The organism is Parazoarcus communis (assembly GCF_003111665.1).
Taxonomy (GTDB): domain Bacteria; phylum Pseudomonadota; class Gammaproteobacteria; order Burkholderiales; family Rhodocyclaceae; genus Parazoarcus; species Parazoarcus communis_B.
Genome location: NZ_CP022188.1, coordinates 676,309 through 694,524, shown reverse-complemented (window position 1 = coordinate 694,524; position 18,216 = coordinate 676,309). Strand labels below are relative to the sequence as shown.

Genomic DNA, 18,216 nt, shown 5'->3' with positions numbered 1-18,216 from the left:
GCCGCCACGCGAAGCGCTCGTACCGCTGCGGTCGTCGGTCGGGCAGACGTTCGCGGCCTTCGGCTTCCCGGCTCGTCGAACGTCTGCGGGGCGACGGTGCAAACTCGCTCGCTACGCTCACTCAGACATGCACCGTCTTGTTTCCCCGCGGACGCCCGACGAGCCGGCGCTCTCGACAGCCCGACCGCCAACCACAGCGGCGCGCTTCACGTGGCGGCCTCTGCTGCTGCAGTGATATCCGATCCCTCTGATCTCTTGCGACAGCCGCGGCGCAGTTCTCCGCGCACGCGCTTCGGGTTCTGCACGAGCAGCAGCGACAGGTAATTCACCTTCTCTCCGCGCAGGCTGGCGACGTCGCGCACCACCCGCTCCTCAGGTGAGCCAACCTTCTCGATGAAGCAACTGGTGGCGATCAGCCCGCGTCGTTCGAGCAGGTCCAGTACCTCGTCGAGGAGCGGCTTGACCTTCATCAGCACCAGGGTGTCGAACTCGTCGAGCAGATGGTCGATCACCGGCACGCCGTAGGCGGCGGGGATGACAGCCAGGGTTTCGTCCTCTTCGGCCAGCGCCACATCCGCTCGGGCGGCGGCCGCGGCAAATGAACTGACGCCGGGGATGGTCTCCACGGTGACAGCGGGCGCCAGTTCGCGCACTGCGCGCGCTAGGTGGCGGAAGGTGGAGTAAGTGGAGGCATCGCCCTCGACCAGAAAAGCGACATCGCGTCCGCTCGCCAGCAGCTCGACCGTGCGGCTCGCGGCACGCGCCCACGCCTTGGCCAGCGCGGTGCCGTCGCGCGTCATCGGGAAGACCAGCTCTGCAGCGTCGTCCGGAATCGCCAGTCCGCCGCGGCGGGCGATTCCCAGTGCGTATGAAGTCTCCTCGGCGCGTTTGACCGGATAGGCCCAGCGCGCGCCTGACTGCAGCGCCGCCCACCCGCGGCGGGTGATGAGATCGGGGTCGCCGGGGCCGAGGGAGACGCCGATCAGGCGGCCGAAGCTGCAAAAAGGGGGCGATGCTTGAAGGGCGGTGGTGCGTATGTCATTCATGGGTGTTGCCTCCTGCGGGGTCTGATGGACGGTCTGCAGCCTGCGCGCTGACGATCCAAACCGGGTTCTGGGCAGCGAGGCGGTGCATGTCGAGAATCGGCTGACTGCGCGCGGCTGAGAGCATGGTGACGTCCCAGGTGGCGCCCAACTGCTGAAGCGTCTGGGTGGCGAGGGCAAGGTTTTCCAGGGTGACGAAGTTCATCACCAGGCGCCCGCCGGGCTTGAGCCGGGCAAGCACCAGTCCAATCAGCTCGCCCAGTTCGCCGCCGGAGCCGCCGATGAAGGCCGCGTCGGGAGCAGGCCAGGCATCGAGGCCGGCAGGCGCCTTGCCTTCGAACAGGCTGTAATTGCTCGCGCGCATGCGTCGCGCATTGGCGCGGGCGTTGGCGGCGTCGCCGCTGTTCTTCTCGATAGCCCACACGTGGCCGAGGTGAGCGATGCGGCTGGCCTCAAGTCCGACCGAGCCCGAGCCAGCGCCGATATCCCACACGATGCTGTCGGCGCGCAGGCCAAGGCGGGCGAGCGAAACCGCACGTGCTTCGAGCTTTGTGATCAGCCCCTTCTCGGGCGTGCGTTGTACGTAATCGAGATCGTCGAAGCCGAATACCGGTGCCGTATGTGGAACGCTCGAGACGAGGTCTGGCGGGTAGCGTGTGGGTGCGTGCTCATCGCCGGTCCGCCCGACACGTTCGATGATGACCACGTTGGGGTCAGGAAAGCGGCGGCTGGCTGCGTCGGCAAGGGTGAGGTTGGCAAAGACGGCTTCGTCCGCGTGGCACAGGCATGCGACGACAGACAGTGTGACGCTTTCGTGCGCATCGTCGCCATAGCCGGCGGCGAGCAGTGCGCGGGCGATGCGGTCCGGGCTGTTGTGCGGGCTGGTGAAGGTGGCGACCAGTGGATGGCTGGCGACCGCACGCACCAGTTTGTACAGGCCATGCGCCGGTGTCGGGGCGGGAGTCGATTCGTCAGCGCGCCACTCGCCGGCATCCGGCCCATGACATGAGCTGATGCGTACGTCCTGCCACGGTTTCTTGAGGCGGGCGAAGGCAAGCTGGATGGTGGAGGGCGCGGGCATGACCTCGATCACATCGGTGCCGAGCTTGCCGGTCAGAAAGCGGGCAATGCCGTGACACAGGGGGTCGCCAGTGGCGAGAACGGCCACCGGCGTGCCGGCATCGAGCGCGCTTGCGATCCAGTCCGGTGTGCGCGACAGCGCGCCATCCATGTCGAGACATTCGGTGCCTTCGGGCAGAAAAGGCGCGACGAGGTCGAGGGTGCGTCTGGCCCCGATCACCCGAGCTGCGGCGCGAAGTCGGGTCTGTGCGGCAGCGGGCAGACTGGGCCAGCCGTCATCGATCATGCCGATCACGCTACACAGCGGGACGTGGTTTTCAGGCATGTGCGGATTCCATCAGTTCTTCTTCATTCAGGGTCACGATCGGTATGCCTTCGAAATTGCAGGCAAGCACGGTGAGGCGGTGGGGGCCGGGGTAGCGCTCGCGAAGGCTGCGGATGGCGCGGGCAGCGAGTGCGCGGTGAAAGGCCACGGCAAGGCCGAGTTCGGCCAGACGTTCGGCAGCGAAGCGGGCGGTTTCGGCGGCGCGGATCGCCTCGATCAGGTCGGCTGGCGCGCCGATTTCGGCGGCGGCGCCGGCGATCAGGTCGCGGTCGACCTCCTCGCGCCAGGCGTGGGTGACCGACAGCCCTTGGGCAATCTTGGTCAGCTTGCCCACCATCGCGCCGATGATGATGTGCTGCATGTCGTGTTTGAGCGCGGTGGTGAACGCGGCCTTGACGAAGTCGCCCATCTGCACGAAACAGGCTTCGTCGAGTTGCGGAAACTCGCGCATCGCGCACTTTTCGGTGCGGCCGCCCGTCGTGAACACCACCGAGGTCTGGCCCTGGTTCGCCGCCACATCCACGGCCTGGATGACGCTGGCGCGGAAGGCCGCGGTGGAATACGGACGGACGATGCCGGTGGTGCCGAGAATGCTGATGCCGCCCAGAATGCCGAGCCGGGCATTCAGCGTTTTCTTCGCCATCTCTTCGCCACCCGGCACCGAGATGGTGACTTCAAGACCGTCGCCCGCGGACAGAATGGCTGCGCCTGCGGTGGCGACGTTTTCGGTGATGCTGCGTCGTGGCGCAGGGTTGATCGCGGGGCCGCCGACATCGAGCCCGAGGCCGGGCTTGGTGACGACGCCGACACCGGGCCCGCCCTTGAGGATGACGGCACCGCCCCCGCCAATGATGCGGCGCACGTCGGCGGTGAGGTGGGCGCCATGCGTGGCGTCGGGGTCGTCGCCTGCGTCCTTGATCGAGACTGCATGTGCGCAGTCGCCGTCCGGGCGATGTGTCACGCGGCCGTCGCAGATGTTGAAGCGCACGCGCAGGGTGTTCGGCAGCACGCATTCGACCGCCTCGGGCACCACGCCCTGCGCCAGTCCGAGCGTGGCCGCAGTAGCCGCTGCCGCGGCATTGGCACCGGTCGAGAAGCCGGTGCGATTGCCGCGGTCGCGCTTGGGATCACCCTTGCGGACCTTCTCGGGGAGCGTGTGACCGGCTGCCATGGCGTGTTCAGGCTTGCGCGGGCTGCTGCTGGCGTGCTTCGGCCAGTCCGAGCAGTGCGTGCAGGGCGGCAACAACCAGCGTCGAGCCCCCCTTGCGCCCGCGGATCACGATCCACGGCACCTCGGTGAGCCCGGCCATCAGGTCCTTCGATTCGGCGGCGGAGACAAACCCCACCGGCATGCCGACGACCAGCGCCGGGCGTGCGCCTTCCTCGCGGATCAGGCGCACGATCTCGATCAACGCGGTGGGCGCGTTGCCGATGCCGACCAGCGCACCGTCGAGCAAGCCCTGCCGGTGCGCCTTGCGCATGGCCTGCACCGCACGCGTGGTGTTCTCCGCCTTGGCGAGCTCGATGACATCGGCGTCGGAGATGAACTGGTGGGCGTGCATGCCGAAGTGCGCCAGTCGTGACGCCGACAGGCCGACACAGATCATCTCGACATCGGCCACGAACGCCGCTCCGCCCCGCAGGATGGCGGCCAGCCCGGCCTCGACCGCCGCGGGATGAAAGTCGGTGAGGCCGTTGAAGTCGAAGTCGGCATTGGCGTGAATCATGCGGCGCACGATGGGCCATTGCTCGGGGCGATAGTCGTGCCGGGCGACTTCGGCGTCGATGACGGCAAAGGAGTCATGCTCGATGGCACGACCGGCAGCGGTAAGCTGCTCGGTAACAGTGTTTGCGGTCATGTCCGGGTTCCGTGTGCTGAGCTCATGCAGGTGCATGTTCGTGTTCGTGCGCGTCACCCTGCGAATGCGCGGCATGCACGTGGGTGTGGCTGTGGTCGTGCAGATGTTCGGCTTCAGCGGCGAGGCGGTACTTGCAGCCGTCGCATTCGAGCAGGCCGCCTTCTGCGGCGCCCGACTCGCCGATGCGGCTGTCGAGCAGGTCGAAGATGCCCTTGTCGAAGCCGAAATGGGTGCCGAGGGCAAAGGCAATGTGCGGAAACTGGGCTTGCAGGCGTTCGGTCTGGGCCTTGATGCGGTCCATCAGCACGCCGCTGAAGAGATACACCGGCACGATGCAGATCTGCATCATGCCAAGGCGGATCTGGCGCTGAACAACGGTTTCGAGCCGCGGCCAGGTGATGCTGGTGAAGGCAAGGTCGACCAGGTCGTGGTCGTAGTCTTCGAACACCCAGCGCGTCATGCGGGCGAGCTCGCCATTGGCACCGGCATCGGACGAGCCGCGTCCGAGCAGGATGACGCCGGTGGTGCGCGGGTCCGGGGTGGCGAGCTGGTGCAGCAGGCGGTCGAGCTGGCCCTTGAGTACGGCAAGCATCTCGCGGCCCATGCCCAGATGGCGGGTGCACGCGAAGTCCACTGCAGGATGGCGGGCGCGGGCACGCGACACCGCCGCCGGCAGTTCCATCTTCACATGGCCCGCTGCGTTGAGAATGAAGGGTACGACGGTGACCCGGCGTGCGTTCCGGGCGGCGCGGTCCAGGCCCTCGTCGAGCAGGACTTCCGCATGTTCGATGAAGCAGGCTTCGATGCGCCAGCCCGGGTGACGCGCCTGCCACTGGGTGGCGAACTGCAGGATCTCGCGGTTGCCTTCGCGATTGCGCGAACCATGGCCGATGAGGAGGATGGTGTGATCGTTCATGACGGAATCTCGGTGGTTGCGCTTTCCGTGCCGTCGTCCTGCATCAGGGTGGCCTTGCGGAAACGGTGTGAAAAACCGGGGTCGTAGAGTTTGGAGCGGGCGATATCGGCCCAGTCGCGCGCGCCCAGCGCGGGGCTGGCGATGATCATGGCCTGCGAGGCGATCTTCTCGTCCTGGCAGCGACGCTTGATGTCGGCGAGCGTGCCGCGCACGATCTTTTCCGCACCGGGCCAGCTGGCCTTCTGTACCACGACGATGGGTGCGTCCTCGGACCATCCGGCGCTGCGCAACGCACGCTGGACTTCATGCAGCAGCGTGATCGACAGAAAGATGCACAAGGTGCTGCGATGTGCAGCCAGCGCTTCGAGCTCTTCGCCTGCAGGCATCGGCGTGCGCCCGGCAACGCGGGTGAGAATCACGGTTTGCGTGACTTCAGGCAGGGTCAGGGTTTCGCCTGCCGCAGCCGCGGCGGCCATCGCCGAAGACACGCCCGGCACGACCTTCCACTGCACGCCGGCGGCGTCGAGCGGGCGGGTCATCTCCACCAGCGCCCCATACAGCCCGGGGTCGCCGGTCTGCAGGCGCACCACCGTTGCATGACGGGCGCAGGCGTTGAGCAGCCATGCGCTCATCTCCTCCAGCGTCATGTCCTTGGAGTCGCGAATCTCGCAACCCGGTGGGGCAAAGCGCGTGGCAGCCTGGTCGACCAGCGACCCGGCAAAAAGGATTGCGCCCGCCTCTTCGAGCAGCCCGCGACCCTTGACCGTGATCAGGTCGGGGTCGCCAGGGCCGGCGCCGACGAACCAGATGACGCCCATGTGCTCAACCTGCCCGCAGGGTGGTGCACAGCTTCATCGCCGGGCTGGCGGCATAGGGCTGCAGCAGGCGGATCAGGCTGAAGGTGATCAGCGGTTCGAGAACGACTAGCGGAGCATAGGCAATCGCGAAGGCAGCCCAGTCGGCAAGCGGCGTGGCCACTTCGCCAATGGCGAGCCAGAAGCCGACCATCGACGTCACGCCGGCGTAGAACACGGCGTCGAGCTTCATGATGTTGCGCAGCCTGAGGCTGTCGAAGCGCTTGCCGACGGTGTGGTGCACCAGCATCAGTGGCACCGCGAGCGACAGGGTGTTGATGCCGAGATGGACAAGATCGGCGGGTTCGAAGAACAGCCCCTGCAAGGCCAGACCGATGCCGAAACCAAGCAGCGTGGGCACGAATCCGAGGATCAGGTACATCGGCATCGCGCCGAGGAAATGCAGTTCGGACGGACCGACGGCAAGGTGGAAGCTCTGCATGAACACCGAAAAGAACAGCGCGGCGAGCAGCGAGCGCAGGATCAGTTGCGGTTGCCGCAGCAGCGGCAGGGCGTGACTGGCAAGCAGTCCGGTGGCTGCGATGTTGGCGGCAGCGATTTTGGCGGTGGAAACGTAACCCGGTTCGATATGCATGAAGAACTCCCCTCGTGTGCTTGGCTGGCGACCTGAAGCCGGGGAGGCAGGCGAAAGCGCGCATGGGCAGTCCATGTACGTGCGAACGGCTACGCAAAACGAATATCGAATGCGGCTGGCATGGAGGCGCACGAAGAAAATACGGCCGCGACCAAGCAGTCGGATCGAACCCTCACCCCGGGATTCACATCTCTTTCATCTCGATCGGGCCGGTCTTCTGGCTCACCATCTTCCTCATCCGCCGACCTTCCCGGGGAGAAACCCAGTGGTCATCTGTGTTGCAGCGGATTCGTCAGGCTTACAGCAGCGGGGGCTGCGCCGGAGTGGCTGAGCGCATGTGCGATCAGCGTCACCGGACTTCCCGTTTCACCCGTCATAAGACTTTATGACAAGGCACCCGGATCGAATGTGGGGCGGAGCTTAGTCGAGGTTCATGGGTATTTGCAAGCTGTCCTTACGGCAAGCGGGTGGAAGGAATGTGTGGCCACCGGTGCGCTACACTGCAGCCCTGCTTGCCGGAGTCCTGATTTCATGCCTTCAAACACTGCTTCGCTCGCCTTCTCCAGCGCGGAGATCGCTGCCGTTTATCGCGTGATCGCCGAACGTCGTGACATGCGCCACTTCCTGCCGGATGCAGTCGATCCCGAAGTCCTGCGGCGACTGCTGTGGGCTGCCCACCATGCACCGAGTGTGGGTTACATGCAGCCCTGGCGCTTTATCCGCATCACCGACCCCGCCTTGCGCGAGCGCATGCACGCGCTGGTGGAGGAAGAGCGGATTGCCACTGCCGAGGCGCTTGGCGAGCGTGCGGAAGACTTCATGAAGCTCAAGGTCGAAGGCGTGCTCGACGCCGGCGAGGTACTGGTGGTCGCACTTGCCGAAGGGCGCGAGAAGCATGTGTTCGGGCGCCGGACCTTGCCCGAAATGGACCTGGCCTCGGTGGCCTGTGCGATTCAGAACATGTGGCTGGCGGCGCGCGCAGAAGGGCTTGGCATGGGCTGGGTGTCGATCTTCGATCCGGACAAGTTGGCCACGCTGCTGTCCATGCCCGAAGGGGCCTGCCCGGTTGCGGTGCTGTGTATCGGCCACGTCGAGGCCTTTTACCCGAAGCCGATGCTGGAGATCGAAAAATGGGCCGAGCGCATGCCGATCGAGGACGTATTGTCCGAGAACGTGTGGCCATCTTCGGCTGATTGAGTACTCTTGTGCCAAAAAAGAAGGCCACCTTGCGGTGGCCTTCTTCACGTGTTGTGCAGCGCGGATCAGTGATCAGCGATTGCCGTTCCCCGTTCTGGCGGAGAACAGCGCTGCGCGCGGTGCGGTATTGCGGCGGTCGGACGGCTGCGGCGCGCGATTGCCATTCACTTCACTGCGGCCACGGTTGCCCGCATGGTTGCCGTTGGGTTCGGCGCGACTGGGGGCGGCGCGATTGCCGTCCACTTCACCGGCCTGGCGCGGCGCGGGACGGGCACGATTGCCGTCCGCCTCGGGGCGGGCGCGCTGCGGACCACGGTTACCGGGCTGGCCACCGTTTGCGGGACCACGGCCGCCGGGACGATCGCTGCGTCCGGCGGGCGCGCCGCTTCTACGCGGTTCGTTGTTGTTACGACCGCCACCGCCTCCGCGGCGCTGCATCGGTTCGCGGCGCTGATCTTCGTCATGCGACTGCTCTGCGGTGGCGCTGGGCACGAAGCCTTCGGCTGTTGCGTGCTCGATCTTGCGGTGCATCAGCCGTTCAATGGCGCTCAACAGCTTGAGCTCTTCGCGGTCGACCAGCGAAATTGCGTGGCCGGCAGCGCCGGCACGACCGGTGCGGCCGATGCGGTGCACGTAGTCTTCAGGCACGTTCGGCAGTTCGAAGTTCACCACCTGGGGCAGCTGGTCGATGTCGAGGCCGCGTGCGGCGATATCGGTGGCAACCAATACCGGCAGCGATCCGTCCTTGAACTGTGCCAGCGCACGGGTACGTGCAGCCTGGCTCTTGTTGCCGTGAATCGCCGATGACTCGATGCCGTGCTTGGTCAGGTATTCGGCCAGCTTGTTGGCGCCGTGTTTGGTGCGGGTGAACACGAGCGCCTGGAACCACTGGCGCTCCTTGATCAGCCACGCCAGCAGTTCGCGCTTCTGCTTCTGCCCGATCATGTAGGCAGCCTGCTCGACGCGCTCGGCGGTGGTGTTGCGCGCAGCAACTTCGACGCAGCCGGGCTTGTGCAGCAGGCCGTTGGCCAGCTCACGAATCTCGTCGGAGAAGGTGGCCGAGAACAGCAGGTTCTGGCGCTTCTTCGGCAGCAGTGCGAGCACCTTGCGGATGTCGCGGATGAAGCCCATGTCGAGCATGCGGTCGGCTTCATCCAGGATCAGGATCTCGACGCCGGACAGATCCAGCGTGCGCTGATTGACGTGATCGAGCAGGCGGCCGGGTGTGGCCACCAGGATGTCGACCCGCTTCTTGAGGGCCGAGATCTGCGGATTGATGTTGACACCGCCGAACATCACCATCGAGGTCAGCGGCATGTGCTTGCCGTAAGTCTTGACCGATTCCTCGACCTGGGCAGCCAGTTCGCGGGTGGGGGTGAGGATGAGGCAGCGCGGACGGCCGTTGGGGTGCGGATGTACATGCGTCTGCGACAGCAGGTGCAGCACCGGAAGCGTGAAGCCGGCAGTCTTGCCAGTGCCGGTCTGCGCTGCGGCGAGCAGGTCGCCACCGGCGAGTACCTGCGGAATGGCCTGGGCCTGGATCGGCGTCGGCGTGGTGTAGCCGGCTTCCGAAATGGCGCGCAGCAAGGGTTCTGCCAGTCCGAGACTGGCGAAGTTTGATTCTGTGTTCATGCGAGAAAATGCTCCAGCGACGGCCTGTCGTGCGCAGGGCGTACGACACCAATCGAGGCGGGCGGGATTCGTGACCGGAAAAGGTCGTTGGAAAGTGCTGCGGCCGATTGGTCGGGCACGCAACAGCCGCTCACTATAGATTGTTCAGGCGCGGAAAGCGAGAAATCACTGAAAACAGAGGGTTTCCTCCCTTTGCATGGGGCTTCCTAAGCCTTTCGTTGAATATCTCCCCCTGCTGACAACGTGTATATTCGAGCCCGCCTAACGGCTTTCGCCGGAGTGTGCTCCCATGTACGTGCCTCGTTCCCGCTTGTTCGATTTACGGCCACGCCTTGCGCGTCGGCTCGGGCTGATCGCGTTTGCGGGGCTGTCGGCAGTGGGGGCCGTGATGGTGCTTGCCTTTTGCGCCGTGGTGCTTGCGTTGATGCACAGCTGGCAGACCCTTAACGAGGGTGAGCCACTGGCTACGGTGGCGTCGAGCCTGGCGGCGGTGTGTGCAGCGTACCTGTGCGCCCGCCTGACAACGATCTTCTACGTGCCAGCCCCCGAGCCCGAGGGCATTCTCCTGCCGCCCGATGCGGCCCCCGAGTTTTACTGCCTGATGGACGACATCGGCAGCCATCTTGGTGCTGATCCAATCGATCGTGTGTGGATCACCCGCGACCCGAACGCGACAGTGCTGCAGCGTGCGCGCTGGGGCTGCGTGGGCCGGATCGAGTCCCACCTGCTGTTGGGGCTGCCGCTGGTGCATAGTGTTTCACGCTCGCAGCTTGCGGCGGTCATGGCGCATGAGTTCGCCCACCTCGCCCTGCAGCGCAAAGGGCTCGGAAAGCTCGGCGCGCACGTGCGGGCATGGTGGTTTCGTGTGCTCGACGCAATGTGCGAGAGCATGCCCATCGTAGAAACCCTGGCTGATCGCGTCTTGCGCCGCTTCTACCGCGACATGCTGCGGCTCTCGCGCATCGAAGAGTTCGAGGCTGACGCCATTGCGGCGAAGCTGGTCGGGGCGGGGCTCCTCGGAGAGACCCTGGTCGAAGTGACGCTCAAGGAGCGCTTCCTGCGTCAGGATTACTGGCCCAAGGTCATGGCACAAAGCGAGAGCCGTGCCCGACCGAGCATCCGGCCCTACCGCGAGATGGGGCTGGGTGTGGAGACCGGGTTCCTGCGGCCGGCGTCGGTGCGCGCAGTCACCGCGGTGCTGCTCGAGGACGAGGAAGACATCTCCCTGCCATTTCATCCGTCGCTGCATCAGCGGCTGAGCGCGTTGCGAGTTCCGCTGCGTGCAGCCCAGGTCGACCGCCCGTCGGCCGCGAGACACTACTTTGCGCCCCTACTGCCAACGCTGGCATGGGTGTTCGATCACGCATGGTGGCAGGATGTCCGTTCGGGCTGGCGCAGCCAGTACGCGCGCGCCCGCCAGAGCATCCGCGATTAGGCGTTCGCGTGCTTGTTCAGGCTGTTGAGACCGCCAAGCGGCAGCTAAGGCGGGACGATCTGCGCCGTAGTTGCTCTCCCTCATCGTTCTCCGAATCCACAAGGCTCTGCCAATAACGGTTTTTTTGACCGGGGTCGTCTTTGGGCGCGCGCCGGCGCGTTATGCTTTCAGCCGGAGATAACAGTAGGCCGAAGCCAAGTCCTTCGCCACAGGCGTGCAGCGTCGATGAAAAAACACATGATCGAACTGGGGAAACGGCTGTTTCGGCGGTGCGCTCCCCTGCTGCCGGAGAAGTGGCGTTTCTCGGCATACAGCAAGCTCATTCGCTGCGACGCCGAACTCTCCGACAAGATGGTGTTCAAGCTTGCCGAAACGCGTGAGGAGCTTGAAGCCTGTTTCCATCTGCTGCACGACGCCTATGTCGACGCCGGCTTCATGACGCCTGACCCCTCCGCCATGCGGGTCACGGTGTATCACGCCTTGCCCACGACTTCGACGCTTCTGTGTCGCTATGGCGACCGCGTGGTGGGCACGCTGTCGCTGATTCGCGAGAGCGCATTGGGTTTTCCGATGCAGCGCATCTTCGATCTTGGCGCGGTCAGGCAGGCGGGCGGGAATGTTGCGGAGGTGTCGGCGCTCGCCATCGACCGCCGTTTTCGGTCGGCAAGCGGCAAGATCCTGCTGCCGCTGATGAAGTTCATGTACGAGTATGCGACGCGACAGTTCGATACCCGTCACCTCGTCATTGCAGTGAACCCGCGGCATGTCGGCTTCTACGAGGCGGTGCTGTGTTTTCGCCGCCTGGCTCAGCACACTGTGGCGCATTACGACTTCGTCAATGGCGCGCCGGCGGTGGGTGCGCACCTGGATCTCGCTGCGGCCCCGGCGGTGTATCAACGTCGCTATGGGCGCATGCCGGCGTCCAAAAACCTGTTCCGGTATTTCACCGAAACGACGGTACCCAATATTCATTTTCCCGAGAAGCGTTTCTATACGACGACTGACCCGGTGATGACACCGGAGTTGATCGAACATTTCTTCAACGTCCGCACGCGGGTGTTTGCCGGATTGCGCATGGGGGAACTGCTGCTGCTGCACTCGATTTACGACTTGCCCGAGTACAAGCGCTGTCTGCCGCTGGTGCCCGACGACACCCCGCGCTCGGAAATGCGCAGGCGCACGCACAGGCGGTTTCCGGTCATGTGTCCGGGTGAGTTCAGTGCCGGCCTGCCTGGCCTGCGTCGCCGTTATCCGCTGAAGGTGTTCGAGTGCTCGGTATCCGGTTTTCGGGTGCGATCGGAGCGCAAGCTGCCGGTCGGCGTCAGTGGCGAAGTCTCGATCGAGCTGGGTGCGTCGGACCGCAGCAGGATGAAGGTCACCATTCTTCGTATTGGTTCGCATGACGAGCGCATTGCGCTGATTCGCATCGACCATGCCGACCTGGCCTGGCGCAAGTTTGTCAGCGCCTTGAGCCGCGCGCGAACGCACGACGAGCTCGAAGAGGCGACGCGCTTTATTTGAGCCTGTTCTGGGGGCGGCGCCGGCGCGCCTCGTCGAGCTGCTCGCACAGACGACTGGCGCCGTCCAGGATACGTGGCGTGTGGCGCTGGATGATCGTCGGCGGGATGAAGAACAGATTGTCGCCCGCGACTGCGGAAATGCTCGGCCAGCGGCGCCACTGATCCAGCCACTCGGGACGGGCGTCTCCCATTCCGCTGGCGACGATCGCTTCCGGATTGGCCGCCAGCACCGACTCCGCGTTGACCGTCGGTGCCAGCTGGGGAAGATCGGCAAAGACGTTCTCGCCACCACACAGGCGGATGACGTCGCCAATCAGATGCTCGCCGTTGATCGTCATCAACGGGCGGTCCCAGACCTGATAGAAGGTGCGCACCGGCGGCAGCGTCGAGTAGCGGCTGCGCAGCGATGTCAGGCGCGCACGGAAGCGCGCTGCTGCAGTGCGCGCTTCGGCGGATGTCCCTGCGAGTTCGCCGAAGGTCTCCAGTGCGCGCGCCACGTCGTCAAGGTTGCGCGGTTCGTTGATGAAGAGCGGGATGCCAAGCGCGGACAGACGGTCGAGGTGGGCATTGCGGTTGCCGCTCTTCCATGCCACCACCAGGTCGGGTTTTAGCGCTGCAAGCGCCTCCATGTCGACGTTGGTGTAGCTGCCGACTTGGGGGAGTGCCTTGGCGGCCTCCGGGAAATCGCTGTACGACACCACGCCGACGACCTTGCTTCCGGCGCCTGCGGCAAAAAGCAGTTCGGTGAGATGTGGCGCGAGACTGACGATGCGCTGGGCCGGCTGTTTCAGGTGCAGCGCTGCACCCGTGTCATCGGTGATGCGGAGATCGGCGGCGACGGCAGCAAGACTCGATGTGGCACAGGCAACTGCGATGAGGCGTAGGGCGGTTTTCATCTTGAGAGATCCTTGATGCCCGGCGTGTCCAGGGCGTCGGCGAGTCGCAGCCAGTCGGCTTCGAGCGCAGGGAGTCCGAAGCGCAGGCTCGCCGGCGAATCGAAGTGCCGCACAAGAATGCCATGCGTGGCGAGTCGATGGCGGAGGGTGTCTGCATCGGGGTGTTCGAACCACTGAAACAGGGCTGGGCCGCGGGCGTTGCCGAAACCGGCGGCGTGCAGCAGCGCGCCAAGCCGTCGTCCCTGCGCGAGCAATCGGGTGCGGGCGCTTTCCTGCCATGCGTGGTCGCGCAGTGCAGCCTGTGTGACGATTCGGGCAGGGCCGCTGACGGCCCATGGCCCCAGGCGCTCTGCGAGTGCTGCGCGCAGTTCCCGCGGGCCGAGTACAAAGCCGGTTCTGGCGCCGGCCAGCCCAAAGAACTTTCCGATCGAGCGCAGCACCACGAGGCCCGGGCGCCCTGCCTCGGCGGCGAGACTGTTCGACGGCGCCGTATCGATGAAGGCTTCGTCGATCACCAGCCAGCCGCCACGAGACGCAAGGCGGCGGTGCCACGCCAGCAGTTGCGCACGGTCGTAGTGTTCGCCCGAGGGGTTGTTCGGATTCACCAGCACGAGCACGTCGGTCGCATCGATGGCGGCGTCGATGCTGCCAACGCTCGCGTCGATCCGTTGCAGTGTGGTGCCTCGCCACGCGTGCGGGTGTTCCGCATAGGTCGGGCCGGGGATCGTGACGCGGGCCCCCGGAATCAGGGCCGGGAGCGACTGGATTGCGGCTTGCGAGCCGGCGACGGCAAGGAGTTGGTCCGTGCCGTAATAGTCTGCTGCAGCCGCTTCCAGGCCATCATCGTCTTCCGGCAGCCTGTGCCAGGCGGACAGCGGAATCTCGGGCACAGGCCAGGGCGTGGGGTTGATGCCGGTCGAGAGGTCGAGCCAGTCCTGCAGCGGGATCCCGTAGTCGCTGGCTGCGCGGCGCAGCCGTCCGCCGTGCTCAAGCATGGAGGCGTTCCAGCGTGAGTGCGATCAGGCCGGCGACGGCGAGCCACAGCAGGATGCCGCGACGGACCAGGCTGACGGCCGCGCGGATGGCGCGCGCATCGGGCGCACTGCCTTCGCCGAGTTGAGGGCGAAGCTCTTCCTGTCCGTGGTAAATCGCTGCACCACCGAGCTTGAGATCGAGCGCTCCCGCGCCGGCGGCCATCACCGGTCCTGCGTTGGGGCTATCCCAGGAAGGCGCCTGTCTGCGCCAGCACTCAAGCGCCTGGCGGGTACGGCCAAGCACCGCGTAGGTGAGCGCGGTGAGGCGGGCGGGAAATGCGTTGAGGAGGTCGTCGATGCGGGCGGCGGCCCAGCCGAAACGAAGGTATTGCTGCGTGCGGTAGCCCCACATCGCGTCCAGCGTGTTGGCGAGGCGAAACAGCAGCACGCCGGGCCCGCCGGCGAGCAGAAACCAGAACAGGGCGCCGAAGACGGCGTCGTTACCGTTTTCCAGCACGGATTCGGTGCCCGCACGGGCCACGCCCTCGGCATCGAGTACGCTGGTGTCGCGACTCACGATCCAGCTTGTACGCTGGCGTGCTTCATCCAGGTTGCCTGCCTCAAGCGGCAGGGCGATGGCCTCGGCGTGTTCGGTGAGGCTGCGCCCGCCGAGCGCAAAGTACAGCAAGGCGATGTCGACCGGCCAGTGCGCCAGCGGATGCACGTCGCGCACGAGCAGTACCAGTCCGACCCACGGGCCGACAGCAAGCAGCCACGCCAGCATGCCCGCCAGGCGGGACGCAGACCAGGCTCTGACCCTGGCTTCGACAGCATTCGACCAGCGCCCGAAGCCGACCAGCGGATGGTAGCGGGGCACTTCTCCAAACAACCGGTCCAGAAGCAGGCCGGCGGCGAGTTTGAATACGATCAGCGTGAATACGGACATGGCGGGAGCGCGCCGGATTGCGGGCGCAGCGTATGCGGAAGCGGGGCTGGAGGGTACGACAAGCGGTGGCAGTATGGCAAAGGCTTGTCGTCAGCGCAGCGACTTCGGGGGGCTACGGAGGCTTTCGAGGCGGGGCTTGAGGTGGTCTGACCGCGCAGGCCGTGCTTGGTCCGTGTCCTCAGCGCCAGTGGGGCGGGCGGGAAAGGCGAGTGTGAAATCGTTTCCGGACGGGCATGCATCTGCCCGTCCGGAAAGCAGCGGTGTTCAGCCGATCATACCGGCGCCGACGGTGTTGTTGGTGCTTTCATCGATGATGATGAAGGCGCCGGTTGCACGGTTGGCGGCGTAACGGTCGGCAACGATGGGTTGTGCGAGCTTGAGCGTGAGGCGCGCGATGTCGTTCATGGCCAGGCTGGTGACAGGCTGCTGTTCGAGCGTGTTCACATCAAGGCGGTAGTCGATCTTGGCGATCTTGGCCTTGGCTTCGCGCGTGGTATGACGCACGAGGTAGGTGCGGGCCGGTGACATCGGCGTCTCCGACAGCCAGCACACGGTGGCGTCGATCTGCTTGACCGCCGCCGGTGCTTCGGCCGATTTCACGATCATGTCTCCGCGCGAGATGTCGATTTCGTCCTCGAGCAGCAGGGTGATGGACTGTTCGTGGATGGCGCGCTCAAGCTGTTCGGTGCCAATGCTGATGGCCTTGACCTTGCTGGAGGCGCCCGACGGCAGCACCGTCACCGCATCGCCGACGCGGATCTCGCCGGATTCGACACGGCCCATGAAGCCGCGGTAGTCGTGCAGTTCGGGGTTGGCCGAGTCGTGCGGACGGCAGACGAACTGCACCGGAAGGCGGAAGTCTTCGGCTTTCTCGGTGTGGGCGGCGGGGGCGGCTTCGAGAATCTCGAGCAGGGTGGGGCCCTTGTACCAGTCGAGACGCGCGCCGCGATCGACGATCATGTCGCCGGCGAGTGCCGAGATCGGGATGAAGCGCACGTCCTTGATGCCGAGCTGGGCGGCGAAGGCGAGGTAGTCGGCCTTGATGCGCTCGAAGGTGGCTTCGTCGTAGTCGACGAGGTCCATCTTGTTCACCGCGACCAGCAGGTGGGGGATGCCGACCAGGCTGGCGAGGTATGAATGGCGACGGGTCTGCGTGAGTACGCCCTTGCGTGCATCGATGAGGATGATTGCAAGGTTGGCGGTCGACGCGGCGGTGACCATGTTGCGGGTGTACTGCTCGTGCCCGGGCGCGTCGGCGATGATGTACTTGCGTGTGCCGGTGGTGAAGTAGCGATAGGCGACATCGATGGTGATGCCTTGTTCGCGTTCTGCCTGCAGGCCGTCGGTGAGCAGCGAGAGGTCGACCGCGGTCATGCCGCGCTTGGCCGAGGTCTTCTCGATCGCATTCATGGTGTCGGCGAGGATGGTCTTGGTGTCGAACAGCAGGCGGCCGATCAGGGTGCTCTTGCCGTCGTCGACGCTGCCGCAGGTCAGAAAGCGCAGCAGGCCGTTGTCGATCTCGGGCAGTTGTTCAAGTGCGGACATGGTCATTTTTCCTTCAAGCTTTCCAGAATTCGGTTGGTGCTTTGTTTTGTGCTGGTTTGTGTGTGCTGCTAAGTCGCCGGGGCTGCATGAGGCATTCGTTCTGAAGGCTGCGGAACTCGCCCTGCGGGCTCGGACAGTCCTCGCCTTCGCCACGAATGCCTCACACATCCCCGGCTCTTGTCCGGATGGCTCCGCAGTCAGAAGCGTCCTTTGCAGGGAGGCTGCGGTACGTCGAACCAAGCTTTGCTCTCGCCTCGCTCCCCGCTGCCTTTAACCCGGTTCAGGCACACACGTTCAGGTGGTGTGCTGGGTGTTTGTGCAGAGGGCGAGGACTGTCTGAGCGCAGCGAGTTCCGCAGCCCTCGGAACAAACACCCAGTGCGCCACCCCGGCACAACACGCAACTCACAAAGAACATGCAACAGATCAGAAATACCCTTCCTTCTTGCGCTGCTCCATCGACGCCTCGGAGGTCTGATCGTCCATTCGCGTCGCGCCACGTTCGGTAATCGTCGTGGTTGCGGTCTCGGCAAGAATCTTCTCCACCGTGTCCGCGTCGGACTCAACCGGCGCCGTGCAGGTGATGTCACCCACGGTGCGGAAACGCACGAGCACTTGTTCGATCTTGTCGCCAGGCTTGGCCGGGGTCACGTCGGTCACCGGCTGCATCAGCCCGTTCTTGCGCACGACCGGGCGGGTGTGGGCGAAATAGATCGACGGCAGCTCAAGCTGCTCTCGGGCGATGTATTGCCACACGTCGAGTTCGGTCCAGTTGCTGATCGGGAAGGCGCGGATGTTCTCGCCCTTGTGCGATCGCGCGTTGTACAGGTTCCACAGCTCAGGGCGCTGGTTCTTCGGGTCCCACTGACCGAACTCGTCGCGGAAGCTCATGATCCGCTCCTTCGCCCGGGCCTTCTCCTCGTCGCGGCGGGCGCCACCGATACACGCATCGAAACCGAATTCCTCGATGGCTTCGAGCAGCGTGACCGACTGATGCTTGTTGCGCGACTCATCGGCCGACTTCAGCACCACGGTGCCGCGCGCCATCGAATCCTCGACCGAGCGCACGATCAGGCGCTCGCCCAGTTCGGCGGCGCGCTTGTCACGGAAATCGGTCACTTCCTTGTAGTTGTGGCCGGTGTCGATGTGCATCAGCGGGAAGGGGAAGCGACCCGGGCGGAAGGCCTTCTCGGCGAGGCGCAGCAGGCAGATCGAATCCTTGCCGCCGGAAAACAGCAGCACCGGGTTCGCGCACTGGCCAGCCACTTCGCGCAGGATGTGGATCGCCTCGGCTTCAAGCCAGTCGAGGTGGGAGAGCGTCTGTTTGGTGAGAGTCGACATCGTTGCCTTACCGTTTCGAGAGTTGAGCGCCGTCCGTCATGCGCAGGGCCCGCAGGGCG

General features: G+C 65.1%; 16 protein-coding genes and 1 riboswitch. Of the genes, 3 read left to right on the top strand and 13 right to left on the bottom strand.

What is annotated here, in order from left to right:
- Nucleotides 1-206: 206 nt before the first annotated feature.
- The 7 genes from cobI to CEW87_RS03230 are packed head-to-tail and all read right to left on the bottom strand — an operon-like array spanning nt 207 to nt 6,672.
- Nucleotides 207-1,046: a precorrin-2 C(20)-methyltransferase gene (gene cobI / locus CEW87_RS03260; RefSeq protein ID WP_108971421.1), complete on the bottom strand. Its 840-nt coding sequence runs from the start codon at nt 1,044-1,046 to the stop codon at nt 207-209.
- Complete coding sequence (gene cbiE, locus CEW87_RS03255) at nt 1,039-2,448, bottom strand: precorrin-6y C5,15-methyltransferase (decarboxylating) subunit CbiE (protein ID WP_108971420.1); 1,410 nt, start codon at nt 2,446-2,448, stop codon at nt 1,039-1,041. Before cbiE ends, cobI begins: the two co-directional genes overlap by 8 nt.
- On the bottom strand, nt 2,441-3,619 hold the full coding sequence (locus CEW87_RS03250; protein WP_108971419.1) for a cobalt-precorrin-5B (C(1))-methyltransferase: 1,179 nt from the start codon (nt 3,617-3,619) through the stop codon (nt 2,441-2,443). The genes cbiE and CEW87_RS03250 overlap by 8 nt, the downstream gene beginning before the upstream one ends.
- 7 nt (nt 3,620-3,626) lie before the next feature.
- Nucleotides 3,627-4,307, bottom strand: a complete 681-nt coding sequence (locus CEW87_RS03245) for a precorrin-8X methylmutase (protein ID WP_108971418.1) — start codon at nt 4,305-4,307, stop codon at nt 3,627-3,629.
- A gap of 22 nt (nt 4,308-4,329) precedes the next feature.
- Nucleotides 4,330-5,223, bottom strand: a complete 894-nt coding sequence (locus CEW87_RS03240) for a sirohydrochlorin chelatase (protein WP_108971417.1) — start codon at nt 5,221-5,223, stop codon at nt 4,330-4,332.
- Nucleotides 5,220-6,041 (bottom strand): precorrin-4 C(11)-methyltransferase, encoded by an 822-nt coding sequence (gene cobM / locus CEW87_RS03235; protein WP_108971416.1) that lies wholly within the window; start codon nt 6,039-6,041, stop codon nt 5,220-5,222. Before cobM ends, CEW87_RS03240 begins: the two co-directional genes overlap by 4 nt.
- 4 nt (nt 6,042-6,045) lie before the next feature.
- Entirely contained in the window at nt 6,046-6,672 is a 627-nt protein-coding gene (locus CEW87_RS03230) for an energy-coupling factor ABC transporter permease (protein ID WP_108971415.1), read from the bottom strand.
- 189 nt (nt 6,673-6,861) lie between these two features.
- Nucleotides 6,862-7,088, bottom strand: a riboswitch (cobalamin riboswitch).
- Between the two features lie 115 nt (nt 7,089-7,203).
- Here CEW87_RS03230 and bluB point away from each other — a divergent pair.
- A complete protein-coding gene (bluB, locus tag CEW87_RS03225; protein ID WP_108949564.1) occupies nt 7,204-7,869 on the top strand; it encodes a 5,6-dimethylbenzimidazole synthase in 666 nt (221 codons plus the stop codon).
- Nucleotides 7,870-7,941: 72 nt separating this feature from the next.
- Here the strand turns inward: bluB and CEW87_RS03220 are convergent, their stop codons facing one another.
- On the bottom strand, nt 7,942-9,501 hold the full coding sequence (locus tag CEW87_RS03220) for a DEAD/DEAH box helicase (protein ID WP_108971414.1): 1,560 nt from the start codon (nt 9,499-9,501) through the stop codon (nt 7,942-7,944).
- Nucleotides 9,502-9,790: 289 nt separating this feature from the next.
- On the opposite strand from CEW87_RS03220, the gene CEW87_RS03215 reads away from it, so the two are divergent.
- On the top strand, nt 9,791-10,936 hold the full coding sequence (locus CEW87_RS03215; RefSeq protein ID WP_108971413.1) for a M48 family metallopeptidase: 1,146 nt from the start codon (nt 9,791-9,793) through the stop codon (nt 10,934-10,936).
- 225 nt (nt 10,937-11,161) lie between these two features.
- On the top strand, nt 11,162-12,457 hold the full coding sequence (locus CEW87_RS03210; RefSeq protein ID WP_108971412.1) for an N-acyl amino acid synthase FeeM domain-containing protein: 1,296 nt from the start codon (nt 11,162-11,164) through the stop codon (nt 12,455-12,457).
- On the opposite strand, the gene CEW87_RS03205 is transcribed toward CEW87_RS03210, so the two are convergent.
- The 5 genes from CEW87_RS03205 to cysD all read right to left on the bottom strand — a co-directional run bounded on the left by CEW87_RS03205 (nt 12,450) and on the right by cysD (nt 18,157).
- Nucleotides 12,450-13,352, bottom strand: coding sequence for a cobalamin-binding protein (locus CEW87_RS03205; RefSeq protein WP_108971411.1), 903 nt, complete (start codon nt 13,350-13,352; stop codon nt 12,450-12,452). The genes CEW87_RS03210 and CEW87_RS03205 overlap by 8 nt on opposite strands.
- Entirely contained in the window at nt 13,349-14,347 is a 999-nt protein-coding gene (cobD, locus tag CEW87_RS03200) for a threonine-phosphate decarboxylase CobD (protein WP_108971410.1), read from the bottom strand. Before cobD ends, CEW87_RS03205 begins: the two co-directional genes overlap by 4 nt.
- On the bottom strand, nt 14,340-15,272 hold the full coding sequence (cbiB, locus tag CEW87_RS03195; protein ID WP_108971409.1) for an adenosylcobinamide-phosphate synthase CbiB: 933 nt from the start codon (nt 15,270-15,272) through the stop codon (nt 14,340-14,342). The genes cobD and cbiB overlap by 8 nt, the downstream gene beginning before the upstream one ends.
- 264 nt (nt 15,273-15,536) lie before the next feature.
- Nucleotides 15,537-16,817 (bottom strand): sulfate adenylyltransferase subunit CysN, encoded by a 1,281-nt coding sequence (gene cysN, locus CEW87_RS03190; RefSeq protein WP_108976897.1) that lies wholly within the window; start codon nt 16,815-16,817, stop codon nt 15,537-15,539.
- A gap of 425 nt (nt 16,818-17,242) precedes the next feature.
- Complete coding sequence (gene cysD, locus CEW87_RS03185) at nt 17,243-18,157, bottom strand: sulfate adenylyltransferase subunit CysD (RefSeq protein WP_108949557.1); 915 nt, start codon at nt 18,155-18,157, stop codon at nt 17,243-17,245.
- Nucleotides 18,158-18,216: the final 59 nt, after the last annotated feature.